General features: G+C 70.6%; 13 protein-coding genes and 1 riboswitch. Of the genes, 2 read left to right on the plus strand and 11 right to left on the minus strand.

The window, feature by feature from the left end; translation table 11 throughout:
• Window positions 1-249: 249 nt before the first annotated feature.
• The gene (locus AC0693_RS26010; RefSeq protein WP_356412321.1) at window positions 250-456 is read left to right on the plus strand and encodes a DUF5999 family protein; all 207 of its coding nucleotides are present in this window, start codon (window positions 250-252) and stop codon (window positions 454-456) included.
• A 93-nt stretch (window positions 457-549) separates the two neighbouring features.
• Here the strand turns inward: AC0693_RS26010 and gcvP are convergent, their stop codons facing one another.
• Window positions 550-3,435, minus strand: a complete 2,886-nt coding sequence (gene gcvP / locus AC0693_RS26015) for an aminomethyl-transferring glycine dehydrogenase (RefSeq protein WP_478803029.1) — start codon at window positions 3,433-3,435, stop codon at window positions 550-552.
• A gap of 193 nt (window positions 3,436-3,628) precedes the next feature.
• Window positions 3,629-3,727: riboswitch (glycine riboswitch) on the minus strand.
• A 114-nt stretch (window positions 3,728-3,841) separates the two neighbouring features.
• Here gcvP and AC0693_RS26020 point away from each other — a divergent pair.
• Window positions 3,842-4,222: a PRC-barrel domain-containing protein gene (locus tag AC0693_RS26020; protein WP_356412317.1), complete on the plus strand. Its 381-nt coding sequence runs from the start codon at window positions 3,842-3,844 to the stop codon at window positions 4,220-4,222.
• On the opposite strand, the gene AC0693_RS26025 is transcribed toward AC0693_RS26020, so the two are convergent.
• From AC0693_RS26025 to clsA, 10 genes are all read right to left on the minus strand, one after another.
• A complete protein-coding gene (locus AC0693_RS26025; protein ID WP_478803030.1) occupies window positions 4,223-5,734 on the minus strand; it encodes a DNA polymerase IV in 1,512 nt (503 codons plus the stop codon). It abuts the gene before it with no gap.
• Window positions 5,735-5,879: 145 nt separating this feature from the next.
• Window positions 5,880-6,518 carry a MerR family transcriptional regulator gene (locus AC0693_RS26030; protein WP_356412313.1) on the minus strand — a complete coding sequence of 213 codons (639 nt, stop codon included), beginning with the start codon at window positions 6,516-6,518 and terminating at the stop codon, window positions 5,880-5,882.
• A 180-nt stretch (window positions 6,519-6,698) separates the two neighbouring features.
• Window positions 6,699-7,172 (minus strand): bifunctional nuclease family protein, encoded by a 474-nt coding sequence (locus AC0693_RS26035; protein ID WP_283461037.1) that lies wholly within the window; start codon window positions 7,170-7,172, stop codon window positions 6,699-6,701.
• Window positions 7,173-7,224: 52 nt separating this feature from the next.
• Window positions 7,225-7,992: a transcriptional regulator FtsR gene (gene ftsR, locus AC0693_RS26040; RefSeq protein ID WP_478803031.1), complete on the minus strand. Its 768-nt coding sequence runs from the start codon at window positions 7,990-7,992 to the stop codon at window positions 7,225-7,227.
• A gap of 44 nt (window positions 7,993-8,036) precedes the next feature.
• Window positions 8,037-8,975 (minus strand): FHA domain-containing protein, encoded by a 939-nt coding sequence (locus AC0693_RS26045; protein WP_478803045.1) that lies wholly within the window; start codon window positions 8,973-8,975, stop codon window positions 8,037-8,039.
• 82 nt (window positions 8,976-9,057) lie between these two features.
• Window positions 9,058-9,897, minus strand: a complete 840-nt coding sequence (locus tag AC0693_RS26050; protein WP_468471340.1) for a DUF881 domain-containing protein — start codon at window positions 9,895-9,897, stop codon at window positions 9,058-9,060.
• Between the two features lie 4 nt (window positions 9,898-9,901).
• Window positions 9,902-10,234, minus strand: a complete 333-nt coding sequence (locus AC0693_RS26055; protein ID WP_125651314.1) for a small basic family protein — start codon at window positions 10,232-10,234, stop codon at window positions 9,902-9,904.
• On the minus strand, window positions 10,231-11,133 hold the full coding sequence (locus AC0693_RS26060) for a DUF881 domain-containing protein (RefSeq protein ID WP_478803032.1): 903 nt from the start codon (window positions 11,131-11,133) through the stop codon (window positions 10,231-10,233). The genes AC0693_RS26055 and AC0693_RS26060 overlap by 4 nt, the downstream gene beginning before the upstream one ends.
• 86 nt (window positions 11,134-11,219) lie before the next feature.
• Window positions 11,220-13,715: a mannose-1-phosphate guanyltransferase gene (locus AC0693_RS26065; protein ID WP_356412307.1), complete on the minus strand. Its 2,496-nt coding sequence runs from the start codon at window positions 13,713-13,715 to the stop codon at window positions 11,220-11,222.
• Between the two features lie 102 nt (window positions 13,716-13,817).
• Window positions 13,818-14,426, minus strand: coding sequence for a cardiolipin synthase ClsA (clsA, locus tag AC0693_RS26070; RefSeq protein ID WP_356412305.1), 609 nt, complete (start codon window positions 14,424-14,426; stop codon window positions 13,818-13,820).
• Window positions 14,427-14,594: the final 168 nt, after the last annotated feature.

A 14,594-nucleotide genomic window follows, 5' to 3' on the forward strand; every position in this document is an offset into this window, starting at 1 on the left:
CGGGTTTGCCCATTCGGCCTAGCCCGCTGGGGCCCCCTGTGAACCACCCGAAATGACAGGGGAGTTGAGCTGAACCGCCCGCACGGGTGATGCGTCATCAATCTATGAGGACAGCTGCCGGAAATCCCTGCGGACGTCACTCCGTAGGGCAACACTGGACCCTGACCACACCGATTGATACGGGGGGCGGCCATGAACGACGCATCGAGCCGCAGCACACAGACCACACCGCAGCGAAAGAACGTATCCATGTGCCAGCATCAGCCACCGTGCCCGTCAGCCGACTCCGCCGACCGGGAGGCCGCGCACCCGGTGGCCCACCACCCGGAACAGGGCTGGAGCCTGCTGTGCAACGGCGTCCTGCTCTTCGAGGACACCGGTGAGCTGCTGCCGGACGGCCGGATCATCGATCCGCACCGCCCCCTCGCGGCGGCGCACGGGGTGAAGGCCGCCTAGGGAAAGCGCCACGGGATCACGAGAGGGGCCGGTCCGGGAGACGCACTCCCGGACCGGCCCCTCTCACATGTCAGCTGGGGTGATCAACGACCCTCAGTTGTCGTACTCGTCCAGCGGAGGGCACGAGCAGACGAGGTTGCGGTCGCCGAACGCGCCGTCGATGCGGCGGACCGGCGGCCAGTACTTCTCGGCGGGGCTCAGCCCGCCCGGGAAGACGGCCTCGTCACGGCTGTAGGGGTGGTTCCACTCGCCGCCCAGCGCCGCCGCCGTGTGCGGGGCGTTGGCCAGCGGGTTGTCCGCCGACGGCCACTCGCCCGCCGCGACCCGCTCGATCTCACCGCGGATGGCGATCATCGCGTCGCAGAACCGGTCGATCTCGGCGAGGTCCTCGGACTCGGTCGGCTCGATCATCAGCGTGCCGGCCACGGGGAAGGACATCGTCGGCGCGTGGAAGCCGTAGTCGATCAGGCGCTTGGCGATGTCGTCGACGCTCACGCCGGTGGACTTCGACAGCGGGCGCAGGTCGATGATGCACTCGTGCGCGACCAGGTTGCCCGGACCGGTGTACAGCACGGGGTAGTGCGGCTCCAGGCGCTTGGCGATGTAGTTCGCACCGAGCACCGCCACCTGGGTGGCGCGCTTGAGGCCCTCGCCGCCCATCAGGCGCACGTACGACCACGAGATCGGCAGGATGCCCGCCGAACCCCACGGAGCGGCCGAGATCGGGCCGACGCCCGTCTCCGGACCCGCGGTGGGCTGGAGCGGGTGGTTCGGCAGGTACGGGGCCAGGTGCGCCCGGACACCGACCGGGCCGACGCCCGGGCCGCCGCCGCCGTGCGGGATGCAGAAGGTCTTGTGCAGGTTCAGGTGCGAGACGTCGCCGCCGAAGTGACCCGGCTTGGCGAGGCCGACCAGGGCGTTGAGGTTGGCGCCGTCCACGTAGACCTGGCCGCCCGCGTCGTGCACCTGGGCGCAGATGTCGGCGACGTGCTCCTCGAAGACGCCGTGGGTGGACGGGTAGGTGATCATCAGCACGGCGAGCTCGTCGCGGTACTGCTCGATCTTGGCCCGCAGGTCGGCGGCGTCGACCTCGCCGTCGTCCGCCGTCTTGACGACGACGACCTTCATGCCCGCCATCACGGCGCTGGCGGCGTTGGTGCCGTGCGCGGAGGAGGGGATCAGGCAGACGGTGCGCTGCTCGTCGCCGTTGGCCCGGTGGTACGCCCGGACGGCGAGGAGACCGGCCAGCTCGCCCTGGGATCCGGCGTTGGGCTGGAGGGAGACCTTGTCGTAGCCGGTGACCTCGCAGAGACGTTCCTCCAGCTCGGTGATGAGCGTGAGGTAGCCCTCGGCCTGCTCGACCGGGGCGAAGGGGTGCAGCTGGCCGAACTCGGGCCAGGTGACCGACTCCATCTCGGTGGTCGCGTTGAGCTTCATGGTGCAGGAGCCCAGCGGGATCATGCCGCGGTCCAGCGCGTAGTCCTTGTCCGAGAGCTTGCGCAGGTAGCGCAGCATCGCGGTCTCGGAGCGGTGCTGGTGGAAGACCGGGTGGCTCAGGTACGCGTCGGAGCGCAGCAGCCCCTCGGGCAGCGCGTCCGCGGTGGTCTCGTCCAGGGCCTCGATGTCCGCGGTGACGCCGAAGGCGGCCCACACGGCGTCGATGTCGGCGCGCAGGGTCGTCTCGTCGCAGGAGACGGAGACGTGGTCGCCGTCGACCAGGTGCAGGTTGACCCCGGCCGCGCGGGCCGCGGCCACGACGTCGGCGGCCGTGCCGGGCACCCGCGCGGTGACGGTGTCGAAGTACGAGCCGTGGACCAGCTCGACCCCGCCGGCCGTCAGGCCCCCGGCGAGCAGGGCGGCGTAGCGGTGGGTGCGGCGGGCGATCGTCCGCAGGCCGTCGGGGCCGTGGTAGACGGCGTACATGGCGGCCATGACGGCGAGCAGCACCTGCGCGGTACAGATGTTGCTGGTGGCCTTCTCGCGGCGGATGTGCTGCTCGCGGGTCTGCAGGGCCAGGCGGTAGGCCTTGTTCCCGTCGGCGTCCACCGAGACGCCGACCAGGCGGCCGGGCAGCGAGCGGGCGTGCTTGTCCTGGACGGCCATGTAACCGGCGTGCGGACCGCCGAAGCCCATCGGGACGCCGAAGCGCTGGGTGGTGCCGATGGCGATGTCCGCGCCGAGCGCGCCCGGGGAGGTGAGCAGGGTCAGCGCGAGCAGGTCGGCGGCGACGGTGACGATCGCGCCCAGCTCGTGCGCCTGGTCGATGACCGGCTTGATGTCGCGGACCGCGCCGGAGGCGCCCGGGTACTGGAGCAGCACGCCGAAGACGCCGCGCTCGGCGACCTCGGCCGGGATGCCCCCGGACAGGTCGGCGACGACGACCTCGACCCCGGTGGGCTCGGCGCGCGTCTGGATGACCGCGATCGTCTGCGGCAGCGTGTCGGCGTCGATGAGGAAGACGCCGTCCTTGACCTTGCCCACGCGGCGGGCGAGCTGCATGGCCTCGGCGGCCGCGGTGCCCTCGTCGAGCAGGGAGGCGCCGGAGGTCGGCAGACCGGTCAGGTCGGCCACGACGGTCTGGAAGTTCAGCAGGGCTTCGAGGCGCCCCTGCGAGATCTCGGGCTGGTAGGGCGTGTACGCCGTGTACCAGGCCGGGTTCTCCATGACGTTGCGCAGGATGACCGGCGGCGTGAAGGTGCCGTAGTACCCGAGGCCGATCATCGGCCTCAGGACCTGGTTGCGGTCGGCGAGGAGACGCAGCTCGGCGAGCACCTCGGCCTCGGTGCGGGCCTCGGGGAGGTCCAGCGCCTCGGCGCTCTTGATGACGTCCGGCACCGCGGCGGCGGTCAGCTCGTCCAGGGAGCCGTAGCCCACCTGGGCCAGCATCTTCGCCTGCGCCTCGGCATCCGGGCCGATGTGGCGCTGCTCGAAGGGGATGCCTCGCTCCAGCTGGGAGAGCGGAATGCGGTTGGCGGTCATGTACGGAGGCCTCCTGGTCGTACGACCTGCGAGGGGCACCACGGCGCGGGCACCCGGACGGCCTCCCCCTCTGTCATGTCAACCTGAGAGCTTCACCGGGCCTGCGGGGATCGCCCGCGGGTCCGGCTTTCACCGTCGGTGAGGAGGGGTGGCGGAACTGCTGTCCGTCACCCGCCCTGCTTTCCAGAGTGGCCTCGTCCGTGCGGTACGTCTGCCTGAGAGATTCCGGGGAGGAGTTGCTCCTTCGGCGCCTCCGGCGAACTCGATCGGAGGACTCTCCCGCACAGGGTCAGCAGCCGTTCCCCAGCCTACCAGCGAGGATCTGGGCCCTTCCTCGAGTGGCCCCCACTGCGGAAATGCACTTTTGTAGTCATTACGGATGAGTTGCGACCAAAAGGAGGCGACCGTGCAGACCGACATCGATCCGCGCAGCCTGATCGGCCGCAAGGCGTTCGACCGCAATGGCACCAAGATCGGCACCGTGGACGAGGTCTACCTCGACGATGCCACGGGCGTCCCCGAATGGGCCGCCGTACGGACCGGCCTCTTCAGCCGGGACGCCTTCGTCCCCCTGGAACCGAGCGAGGTGGTGGGCGACACCCTGCGGGTTCCCTTCGAACGCTCCCTGATCAAAGAAGCCCCGGACTTCGGGGTCGGCCGCCACCTCTCGCCGGAGCAGGAACTCCAGCTCTACCACCACTACGGCCTGGACGTGACCTTGCCGAGTGACTTCCACCACGGCGACCGCGAGCGCGACTTCGGCCGCCTGGCGGGCGACGAAAGCTGATCACTCCGTTTCTTCGTCTTCTTTGGCATGTTCCCCGGCCAGCGGCAGCGGATCGGACGGCTCCAGTTCGGGATCGTCCACCCGGAAGGTCCGCACCCGGCCCGGGGCCGATCCCGGCTGCTCGAAGCGGACGGTCACCCTCCCCACCCCGCTGCCCTGCACCCAGCCGGGCCCGTACACCGCGTGCCGTACGTCGATCCCCGCCGACCAGCTCCGCTCCGGAGCGGGGGCGTCCTGGGTGACGGCGCCTACGGAGGCCCCCGCGTCGGCGCCCCCACCCGGCCCCGGCGCACCCGCAGCCGGCCCCTGCGCATCCACTCCCACCCGCGCCGGGCCCCCGCCGGGATCCGCCGGGGCATCTGCCCGGGCGTCCGCCTGGGCGCGCGCCTCCGCTTCCGCCTGAGCCTCCGCTTCCGCCCGCGCCTCCGCCTCCGCCTGTGCTTCGGCCTGGGCGAACAGGTCCTCCTGGGTGAAGTCGGCCAGCCCGGACACTCCGACGCCCAGCAGCCGCACCCCGCCCGTGGTGTCGACCCCCTCCAGCAGCCGCGCCGCCGCCTCCCGGACCACCGCGGGGTCGTCCGTCGGCCCCCGCAGGGTCTCCGACCGGGTCAGCGTGGAGAAGTCGTACCGGCGCACCTTGAGCACGATCGTGCGGCCGGAGTGCCCCGAGGCCCTCAGCCGGACCACGCACCGCTCCGCGAGCCGCTGGACCTCGCCCCGGATCCGCACCCGGTCGTGCAGGTCCACGTCGAAGGTGTCCTCGACGGACACGGACTTCGCGTCCCGCTCCGCGACCACCGGCCGGTCGTCCAGCCCCAGCGCCATCCGGTACAGGGCCACCCCGTGCGCCCGCCCCGTCATCCGGACCAGCTCGTCCTCCCCCGCCTCGGCCAGCTCCCCCACCGTGGTGATCCCGGCCCGGCGCAGGTGCTCCCCCGTGGCCGGCCCCACCCCGGGCAGGGTCCGTACCGACATGGGCGCCAGCAGCTCCCGCTCGGTCCCCGGCTCGATCAGCAGCAGCCCGTCCGGCTTGGCGCCCTCGGAGGCCACCTTGGCCAGCATCTTCGACCCGGCCAGCCCCACCGAGGCGCTGAGCCCCGTCGCCGCCCGGATGTCCTCCCGCAGCCGCTCCCCCGCCGCCCGGGCCCCCGCGGCGTCGAAGGCGGCCCCACCGGCCTCCAGGTCCACGAAGGCCTCGTCCAGGCTGAGCGGCTCCACCAGCGGCGACATCGCCCGCAGCCGCGCCATCACCAGGTCGCTGACCGCCCGGTACAGGGTGAATCGCGGCACCAGGTACGCCCCGTTCGGGCACAGCCGCCGGGCCTGGGCGGTGGGCATCGCCGAGTGCACCCCGAAGCGCCGCGCCTCGTAGGAGGCGGTGGCGACCACCCCGCGGGGCCCGAGCCCGCCGACGATGACCGCCTTCCCGCGCAGGCTCGGCTTCGCCGCCTGCTCCACGGAGGCGTAGAAGGCGTCCATGTCCAGGTGCAGGATGGTCGGGGCGGCTCTCACGCCTCCGATGCTGCCCTATGCCACTGACAACGCCCCCCGGGCGCGTCCGGCGCGCCCCCTCGGGGCGGCCACGGCGCCCGGAGGGCGGTCCACGGCGGTGGGCGGCCGTGATGCCTGCGGTCACGGCACCACGGCGTGCGGCGGCTCAGCCCGCCCGGTTGCGGCGCGCGGCCAGCTCGTCGGCCGGGTTGTGCCCGATCAGCGTCTCGCCGGTCTCGACCCGCTCGCCGTGCAGCTGGGACAGCGCCTTGTCCACGTCCCCCCACACCACGCCCACGGCGATCCCGAAGACGCCCTGACCGCCCTGGAGCAGGCTGACGACCTCGTCCGGGGAGGTGCACTCGTACACCGTCGCGCCGTCGCTCATGAGCGTCATCCGCTCCAGGTCCCGGAAGCCGCGGTCGCGCAGGTGCTGGACGGTGGTGCGGATGTTCTGCAGCGCCACCCCGGTGTCCAGGAAGCGCTTGACGATCTTCAGGACGACCACGTCCCGGAAGCTGTACAGCCGCTGCGTGCCGGATCCGCCCGCCGCGCGCACACTGGGCTCGACGAGCCCGGTCCGCGCCCAGTAGTCGAGCTGCCGGTAGGTGATGCCCGCGGCGGCGCACGCGGTGGGCCCCCGGTAGCCGATCTCTCCGGTCTCCGGCTCGCCGCTCTCCGGACCGGGCGGCACGGATCCCGGCTGACGGCGCGCGGGCCCCACCGCACCGCCGTGCAGCGCGTACGGTCCGCCCTCACTCCGTGCGGGGATGCCCCCGGTCGTACCGTCGCCCGTGATCCTCACGCCGACCCTCCGTCCTTGACCTGCCACCTCGAAGGTAGGCAGTCACCAGGGGTGCGTCAACGATCGCCACACTCGGCACGCCGAGTGATAATCACCCTGAGAGTGGTTTCCCGTATCCCTTTGCGGGGAAAGGCTACTCGAATGGGCTGACAATCCCCTGGGGACGACTCGGCCGAGACCTCACTGATTGCTGCTGCCGAAGTCCTCCGGCGAGATCTGGTCGAGGAACTCGCGGAACTTCTCCACCTCGTCCTCCTGCTCGTCCGGAATCGCGATTCCGGCATCGTCCAGCACCCCGTCGCTTCCGTAGATCGGCGTCCCGGTGCGCAGGGCCAGCGCTATGGCGTCGGACGGCCGCGCGCTCACCTCGACCCCGCTGGCGAAGACGAGCTCCGCGTAGAAGACGCCCTCCCGCAGATCCGTGATCCGGACCTCGGTGAGTTCCTCACCGATCGCTTCCAGCACGTCCTTGAACAGGTCGTGCGTCAGCGGCCGGGCAGGGGCCATCCCCTGCTGGGCGAAGGCAATGGCAGTAGCCTCCCCGGGACCGATCCAGATGGGGAGGTACCGGTCGCCTCCCACTTCACGCAGGAGCACGATCGGTTGGTTGGAGGGCATTTCAACCCGGACACCCACAACGTCGAGCTCGTTCACACAGCAACCCTAGGACCTGCCCGGCCGGTTTGGGTAGTCGGGGCCCCCTTCGTCAGTGCAGACGGACGCCGAGCGCGGTCTGCACGAGCGCTTCGTGGAGCCGTACGGAAAGGCCCGCCAGCTCTTTCAGGGTGGCCTCGGCGTGGGCCCTCGTCTGGGGGTTGCGGTGCCGTCGCAGCGGTGCGACCACCTGCTCGACCAGCCCGGCCTCCCGGTCGGCCGCGGCCTTCATGGCCCGCAGGTGCCGGGGCTCCAGGCCGAACCGGCCCAGTTCCGCCACCAGCCTGGCCACGGTGACCGCCTCGGCGTCGAATCCGCCGTCCGGGGCCTCGGCGAGGAGCCCGTAGGACTCCCACTCGGCCAGCTGCGCCTCGTCCACCTCGGCGGCGGCCAGCAGATCCGAGCGGCCGATCCGGGCCGCGGCGGCCCGGGCGCGGCCGATCTCGCCCAGGACCGCGGCGACGACCGCCGCTCCGGCGGGATCCCCGTCCCCGGGCGCGGCGGGCGCGGGGATGCGGATCTGCTCGCCCCGCTCCAGGGCGTCGAGCTGGTCCTTGATGACCTTCAGCGGCAGGTAGTGATCACGCTGCAGCCGCAGGACGCGGGCGAGGCGCTCGACGTCGTCGGCGCTGAACTTGCGGTATCCGGACGGTGTGCGCCGGGGCTCGACCAGCCCCTCGGCCTCCAGGAACCGGATCTTGGAAATCGTGACTTCGGGAAACTCGTCGCGCAGCATGGTCAGCACCGTGCCGATGCTCACCAGCCGCCCGCCCGAGCCGGCGGTGCCGTGACCGGCACCGCCCGTCGAGGTACGCAGCATGGACCTTCCCTGTGGTCTCCCCGGAGCGATGCCCGGGGAGACGGTCAGATGCCCCGCTGGCTCGCGTAGAAGACCAACCGGTACTTGCCGATCTGGACCTCGTCGCCGTTGTGCAGGGCGACCGAGTCGATGGGCTCGCGGTTCACGTACGTGCCGTTGAGGCTGCCCACGTCGGAGACGGTGAAGAGACCGTCCTGCCCCCTGCGGAAGTCGACATGCCGCCGGGAGACGGTGACGTCGTCCAGGAAGATGTCGCTCTGCGGGTGGCGGCCCGCCGTGGTCAGCTCGCCGTCCAGCAGGAAGCGGCTGCCGGAGTTCGGGCCGCGCCGCACGATGAGCAGTGCGGAGCCCGGAGGCAGCGCTTCCACCGCGGCCTGGGCCTCGGGGGACAGCGAGGACACGTGCTGTCCGGACACCTCGGCCTCGTAGGCCTCCAGGCCCGAGATCGAGATGGTGGACGTGGTCTCCGAAGCACGCTCCGGCGTCAGACCCGGCCGCAGCGGCGCGCCGCAGTTGGAACAGAAGCGGCTGGCCGCATCGCTGCGGTGACCACACCTGCTGCAAACCTGCTCGGCCGACATGGACGGCTCCTCGCGCCGCGGGTGCCCCGCGGAGGCATTGGTGGCATACGGGTCGGGGTCAAACCCTCCACCCGTACTTGAGGTTGATGGTTCACCGAAACCTATGCGTCCGGAACCGGCAGGGTCAACAGCCGACGCGCCGTACGCACCCGTTTGGTCACCCGCTCCCGCCACCTCGTCGCGGAAGAGCGGCCGGTCGCCCTGCTCCTCCACGTCACCGTGCCCGGCGCGGTGCTTGGGCGCACCGCCTGCTTCGCGGTTCTTCTTGCCGAACAACTTCTCAAACAACTTCACGGGCGATTCCCCTTGACCGAAACAGACCCGCCCGTGGGGCAGGACGAACTCCGAATACTCACACCTGCCGACCCGGACATTCTCACAACGTCCGTCACCACCAGACAGTTTCCACCACGCACCGCTTCTTCGGTGCGCCGACCCCCCGCAGGCATTCCCCCACGTGAGCCGCTCCACATCCCGCCCGGTCTCATGACGATGACGACCGAGCGTAGTCAGGCTGCTTCGCTGCCCGCAAGGCGTCCACAACGATCTTGGTCGATCGGACGACCGTAGCGGTGGCCTGTTCCTTCTCCAGCGTCTGGATGACGCCGCCGGGGATGTTGAGGGCCGGCTCCAGGTCCTGCGGCTTGCCGATCACCCGGAATTCATAGGGTTGTGTGATCTTCTTGCCGTCGATCGCGACCCCGCCGCCCTCGTCCGAGAAGTAGGAGCCCGCCACGACGCGCACGCCGTTGATCTGGATCGCCTCGGCCCCGGCCGCCCGCAGCTCCTGGATGGTGTCCAGCAGCTTGTCCGACTGCACCTGGCCCTTGGCGTCGGTGACCTTGAGCGTGATGCCCGGTCCCTGAGCCGCCACGGTACCCGCGAGGATGCCCAGTTGCCGTTCCTTCTCCACCGTCTGCTTGCGCGCCTCGTCGGCCTGGTTGGAACTGGACTCCAGCTCCTTGCGCTGGTCCACCAGCTTCTGCTTCTCGTCCTCCAGGCGCTTGGTGCGCCCGTCCAGCTCGTCGAGGATGCGCACCAGGTCCTCCTGGCGGGCCCCGCGCAGGGCGCTGGAGTCACTGTTGTGGCGCACCTGGATGGCGAGCCCCAGCCCGAGCACGAACAGCAGCAGCGCGACGATCAGTTGGGCGCGGCTCACCCGTGGCGGCCACAGCCCCGCGGCGAGCCGCTGGCGTCCCGTCTGTTCGGCAGACGCCGGTGCGGCGGCCGCCGGTTCCACGGGGCGGCCGGGCTCTGCCGACGGGGTGGGGGCGGGGGCGGCCGGCCGGTCGGGCTCGGGCGGCGTGTTCTCGTCCGTACTCATCGCCTCACGCCCGGAAGACGTGCCGGCGGATGGCCGCGGCGTTGGAGAAGATCCGGATGCCCAGGACCACGACGACACCGGTGGACAGCTGCGCGCCGACGCCCAGCTTGTCGCCGAGGAAGACGATCAGCGCGGCGACCACCACGTTGGAGAGGAACGACACCACGAAGACCTTGTCCACGAAGATGCCGTCCAGCATCGCGCGCAGACCGCCGAACACCGCGTCGAGCGCCGCCACGACGGCGATCGGCAGATACGGCTCGACGACGGCCGGCACCTCGGGCCGGACCAGAAGTCCGGCCACCACTCCGGCCACCAGGCCCAGGACCGCGATCACGATGCACCCTTCTTCTGCTCTTGTGCTGTGGCTGTCCGTACGGTCAGGCTCGACGCGGCCGGCAGCCGTACCTCGTTCTGCGGGGACAGGGTGTACCGGATCCCGTAGCTCTCCTGCAGCACGTGCAGGTACTGGCCGTCCACGCTGTCCTGGAAGTCCGTGTCCAGCCGCTTCTTGTCGCCGATCACGAGGATCTCGTACGGCGGCACCAGCGGCCTGTTGTCGACCAGTATCGCGTCACCCGCGGCCCGGATCGCCGACAGCGCCGTCAGCCGCTGCCCGTTGATCGCCACGGCCTCGGCCCCGGCCTGCCACAGGCCGTTGACGATCCGCTGCATGTCCCGGTCGCGCAGCCGGCCCGTGTCCGAGAAGCCCGCGCTCTCCCGCGGCCCGCCGCCGCCCGAGGAGGCGCCCTTGGCGTCGTCCACCGTCAGCTTGACGCCGGGGCCGCGGACCTCGGTCGCTCCGGACAGCAGCGCCAGCAGCTCGCCCTGCTCACCGCCGTGCTGCTTGAGGGCCGCGCGCTGGCGGCCCGCGACGTCGCCGCGGAGCCGCTCGATGTCCTTCTCCAGGCTGTCCGCGTGATCGTCGGCCCGCTCGACGCGGGCGATCAGCTCTTCCCGCTCCTTCGCCAGGACCGGAGCGGCTATCCGCGCCTGCGCGGCGCCCAGGGTCACGACCATGGCGGCGAGCACGAGACCGGCGGCCAGCGCCAGTTTGGCCTTGAGGTTGCGCGGCAGACCCGCCGTGCCGTCCGCCTCGCGGCGGGCCGCGGCTTCCGCGTAGCCCTCGTCGAGACCGTGGTCCATCACGTGCGTCAGCAGCGACATGGAGGCGTCCGGGCGCGCGGGCGGTTTCGCCGAACTCCGGTTGGTGGGCGGCTGCGACATGCCGCACATCGTCGCATGTCACACCGGCCGACACCGAATGCTGCCGTCCGCCGGGCCGGGAACCACGCCACGTGGCCCCGGCCCGGCGGATCGGGCTAGTTACCCGCGCCGTCGAGGACGGCCGCCCACTCGTCGAGCAGGGCCTGCGCCGACGCGTCATCGGGCCCTTCGGCCCACAGGTGCGTCACCGCCTCCGCCGGGTCCGGCAGGACGAGCGCCCAGCGCCCGTCCGCCTCGACCACGCGGACGCCGTCGGTCGTGTCCACCTGCCGGTCCCCGGCGGCCTCCACGACCCGCCGCATGACCAGGCCCTTGACCGCCCACGGAGTCGGCACGTCCCGCTTGAGGACGTGCGCCCGCGGGATCCGCGCGTCGATCTGGCTCAGCGTGAGCTGCGTCCGCGCCACCAGCCCGATCAGCTGGACGAAGGCCGCCGACCCGTCGAAGACGCTGCTGAACTCCGGAACGATGTATCCGCCCCGGCCGTCTCCGCCGAAGATCGTGGTCTCCGCCCGGCCCACCCGGGTCAGGTCGTCCGGCGAGGTCGTCGTCCACTCCACCTGGGTGCCGTGGTACGCCGCCACCTGCTCCGCGATGCGGGTCGTGGTCACCGGCAGCGCCACCCGGCCACTGCGCCGCTCCGCGGCGACCAGGTCCAGCAGCACCAGCAGCGCCCGGTCGTCCTCGATGATCCGGCCCCGCTCGTCGACGAGCGAGATCCGCTCGCCGACCGGGTCGAACCGCACGCCGAAGGCCGCGCGCGAGGAGGCCACGATCTCCCCCAGCCGCACCAGTCCGGCCCGCCGGGACTCCGCGGTCTCGGTCGGCCGGGACTCGTCGAGACCGGGATTGACCGTGAGCGCGTCCACCCCGAGCCGGCCCAGCAGGCTGGGCAGCACGAGTCCGGCGCTGCCGTTGGCCGCATCCACGACCACCTTGAGCCCGGAATCGGCGACTCCGGAGGTGTCGACGTGCCGCAGCAGCGAGCCGGTGTAGGAGTCGAAGACGCTCGACGGGAACTGCAGGTCGCCGATCTCGCCGGGGAAGGCACGCCGGTACTCCTGGCGCGCGTACACCCGGTCGAGCTTGCGCTGCTGCCCCTGCGAGAGGTCCGCCCCGCGCTCGTCGAGGAAGATGATGTCCACCGAGTCGGGCACGCCGGGCGAGGTGCGCAGCATGATCCCGCCCGCGCCGCCGCGCGCGGTCTGCTGCCGCGCGACCGGCAGGGGGACGTTCTCCAGGTCCCGCACGTCGATGGCACTGGCCTGCAGCGCCGAGATCATCGCGCGTTTCAGCGCACGCGCGCCGCGGGAGTGGTCTCGGGCGGTGGTGACCATCGCCCCCTTCTTCAGCGTGGTCGCGTAGGCACCGGCGAGCCGGACGCACAGCTCGGGGGTGATCTCCACGTTCAGGATCCCGGAGACCCCGCGCGCACCGAAGAGGTGCGCCTGGCCCCGCGACTCCCAGATGACCGAGGTGTTGACGAAGGCGCCCGCCTCGATCGTCTTGAAGGGGTAGACGCGCACGTTGCCCTGGACGATCGATTCTTCACCGATCAGGCACTCGTCACCAATGACGGCGCCGTCCTCGATCCGGGCGGCCCGCATGATGTCGGTGTTCTTGCCGATGACACAGCCGCGCAGGTTGCTGTGCGGCCCGATGTACACGTTGTCGTGGATCACGGCCTTGTGCAGGAACGCCCCGGTCTTGACGACCACGTTCGAGCCGATGACCGAGTGCTCCCGGATCTCGACCCCGGCCTCGACCTTGGCGTAGTCGCCGATGTACAGCGGCCCGCGCAGCACCGCGTCGGGGTGCACCTCGGCGCCTTCGGCGATCCACACCCCGGGGGAGATCTCGAAGCCGTCCATGTCGACCTGGACCTTGCCCTCCAGGACGTCGGCCTGGGCCTTGACGTAGCTCTCGTGGGTGCCGACGTCCTCCCAGTAGCCCTCGGCGATGTAGCCGTAGATCGGCCGGCCTTCCTTCATCAGCTGCGGGAAGACATCACCGGACCAGTCGACCGGAACATCCGGCTCCACGTAGTTGAAGACTTCGGGCTCCATCACGTAGATGCCGGTGTTGACGGTGTCCGAGAACACCTGCCCCCACGTCGGCTTCTCGAGGAAGCGTTCGACCTTCCCCTCCTCGTCCACGATGGTGATGCCGAATTCCAGCGGGTTCGGGACCCGGGTCAGGCACACCGTGACGAGGGCGCCCTTCTCCTTGTGGAAGTTGATGAGGTCGGTGAGGTCGAAGTCGGTGAGCGCGTCACCGGAGATCACCACGAAGGCATCGTCCTTCAGGGCCTCCTCGGCGTTCTTCACGCTGCCGGCGGTCCCGAGCGGCTTCTCCTCATTGGCATAGGTCAGCTCCATGCCGAGTTCTTCGCCGTCACCGAAATAGTTCTTGACGAGTGACGCCAGGAACTGCACGGTGACCACGGTTTCGCTGAGACCATGCCGCTTGAGCAGCCTCAGCACGTGCTCCATGATCGGCCGGTTTGCCACCGGCAGGAGCGGCTTGGGCATGCTCGAGGTCATGGGGCGAAGGCGTGTGCCCTCACCACCAGCCATCACGACGGCCTTCATGTCGGAAGAGTCCTCCTAGAGAGACGGCGTTCTGCGCCGACCTCGCCCGTCTCGGACGGTGGCTACGCAACTCTTCCGCGTGACTCTTCCGGCGAGCCGAACTCAATCGGCCGTGGCGTCCGCCTTGACGAGACGGCGGACCTGCACCACGTACAACACTCCTGCCCACCAATAGAGGGTTGTACCCCAAACTGCGAACGCCCATCCGAAAACTGAACCCAACCAGGCGAGCCAACCGGTCCCGTCGCTGAGCAGCAGCAAGGGGAAGGCGTACATCAGGTTGAAGGTGGCGGCCTTGCCGAGGAAGTTCACCTGCGGCGGCGGATAGCCGTGGCGGCGCAGGATCCACACCATGACCAGCAGCATCAGTTCCCGGGCCAGGAGCGCTCCGGAGACCCACCACGGCAGGATTTCGCGCCAGGTGAGCCCGACGAGCGTGGACAGGATGTACAGCCGGTCCGCGGCGGGATCCAGAAGCCGACCCAGGCTGCTGATCTGGTTCCAGCGCCGCGCGAGCTTCCCGTCGAGATAGTCGCTGACGCCGCTGAACATGAGCACCAGCAGCGCCCACCCGTCGGCCTTGGGGCCACCGAACACCGGCATCAGGATGAGCCAGAGGAACACGGGTACGCCGACGAGGCGAGCCATGCTCAGAATGTTCGGGATGGTGAGGATTCGGTCCGTCTGAACCCGAGTCTCCTGGACCTCCACCCGGGGGCCTCCACTGTGAAACGTACGAACGATGCCTCCTGACCCTACAGGAGAACAACCGGGCCATCCGGACCCGGAACGCAGAAAAGCCCCGCACCATAAGGTGCGGGGCTTTCCCACAATAATTGTTCGGCGGCGTCCTACTCTCCCACAGGGTCCCCCCTGCAG

It is taken from the genome of Streptomyces sp. NPDC043876 (assembly GCF_056435825.1).

Bases quoted from the DNA above. Each gene is read 5' to 3' on its own strand.
- AC0693_RS26010 (WP_356412321.1), top strand. From the start codon at position 250: ATGTGCCAGCATCAGCCACCGTGCCCGTCAGCCGACTCCGCCGACCGG.
- gcvP (WP_478803029.1), bottom strand. From the start codon at position 3,435: ATGACCGCCAACCGCATTCCGCTCTCCCAGCTGGAGCGAGGCATCCCC.
- ftsR (WP_478803031.1), bottom strand. From the start codon at position 7,992: ATGCTGCGTACCTCGACGGGCGGTGCCGGTCACGGCACCGCCGGCTCG.
- AC0693_RS26050 (WP_468471340.1), bottom strand. From the start codon at position 9,897: ATGAGTACGGACGAGAACACGCCGCCCGAGCCCGACCGGCCGGCCGCC.
- AC0693_RS26060 (WP_478803032.1), bottom strand. From the start codon at position 11,133: ATGTGCGGCATGTCGCAGCCGCCCACCAACCGGAGTTCGGCGAAACCG.
- AC0693_RS26065 (WP_356412307.1), bottom strand. From the start codon at position 13,715: ATGAAGGCCGTCGTGATGGCTGGTGGTGAGGGCACACGCCTTCGCCCC.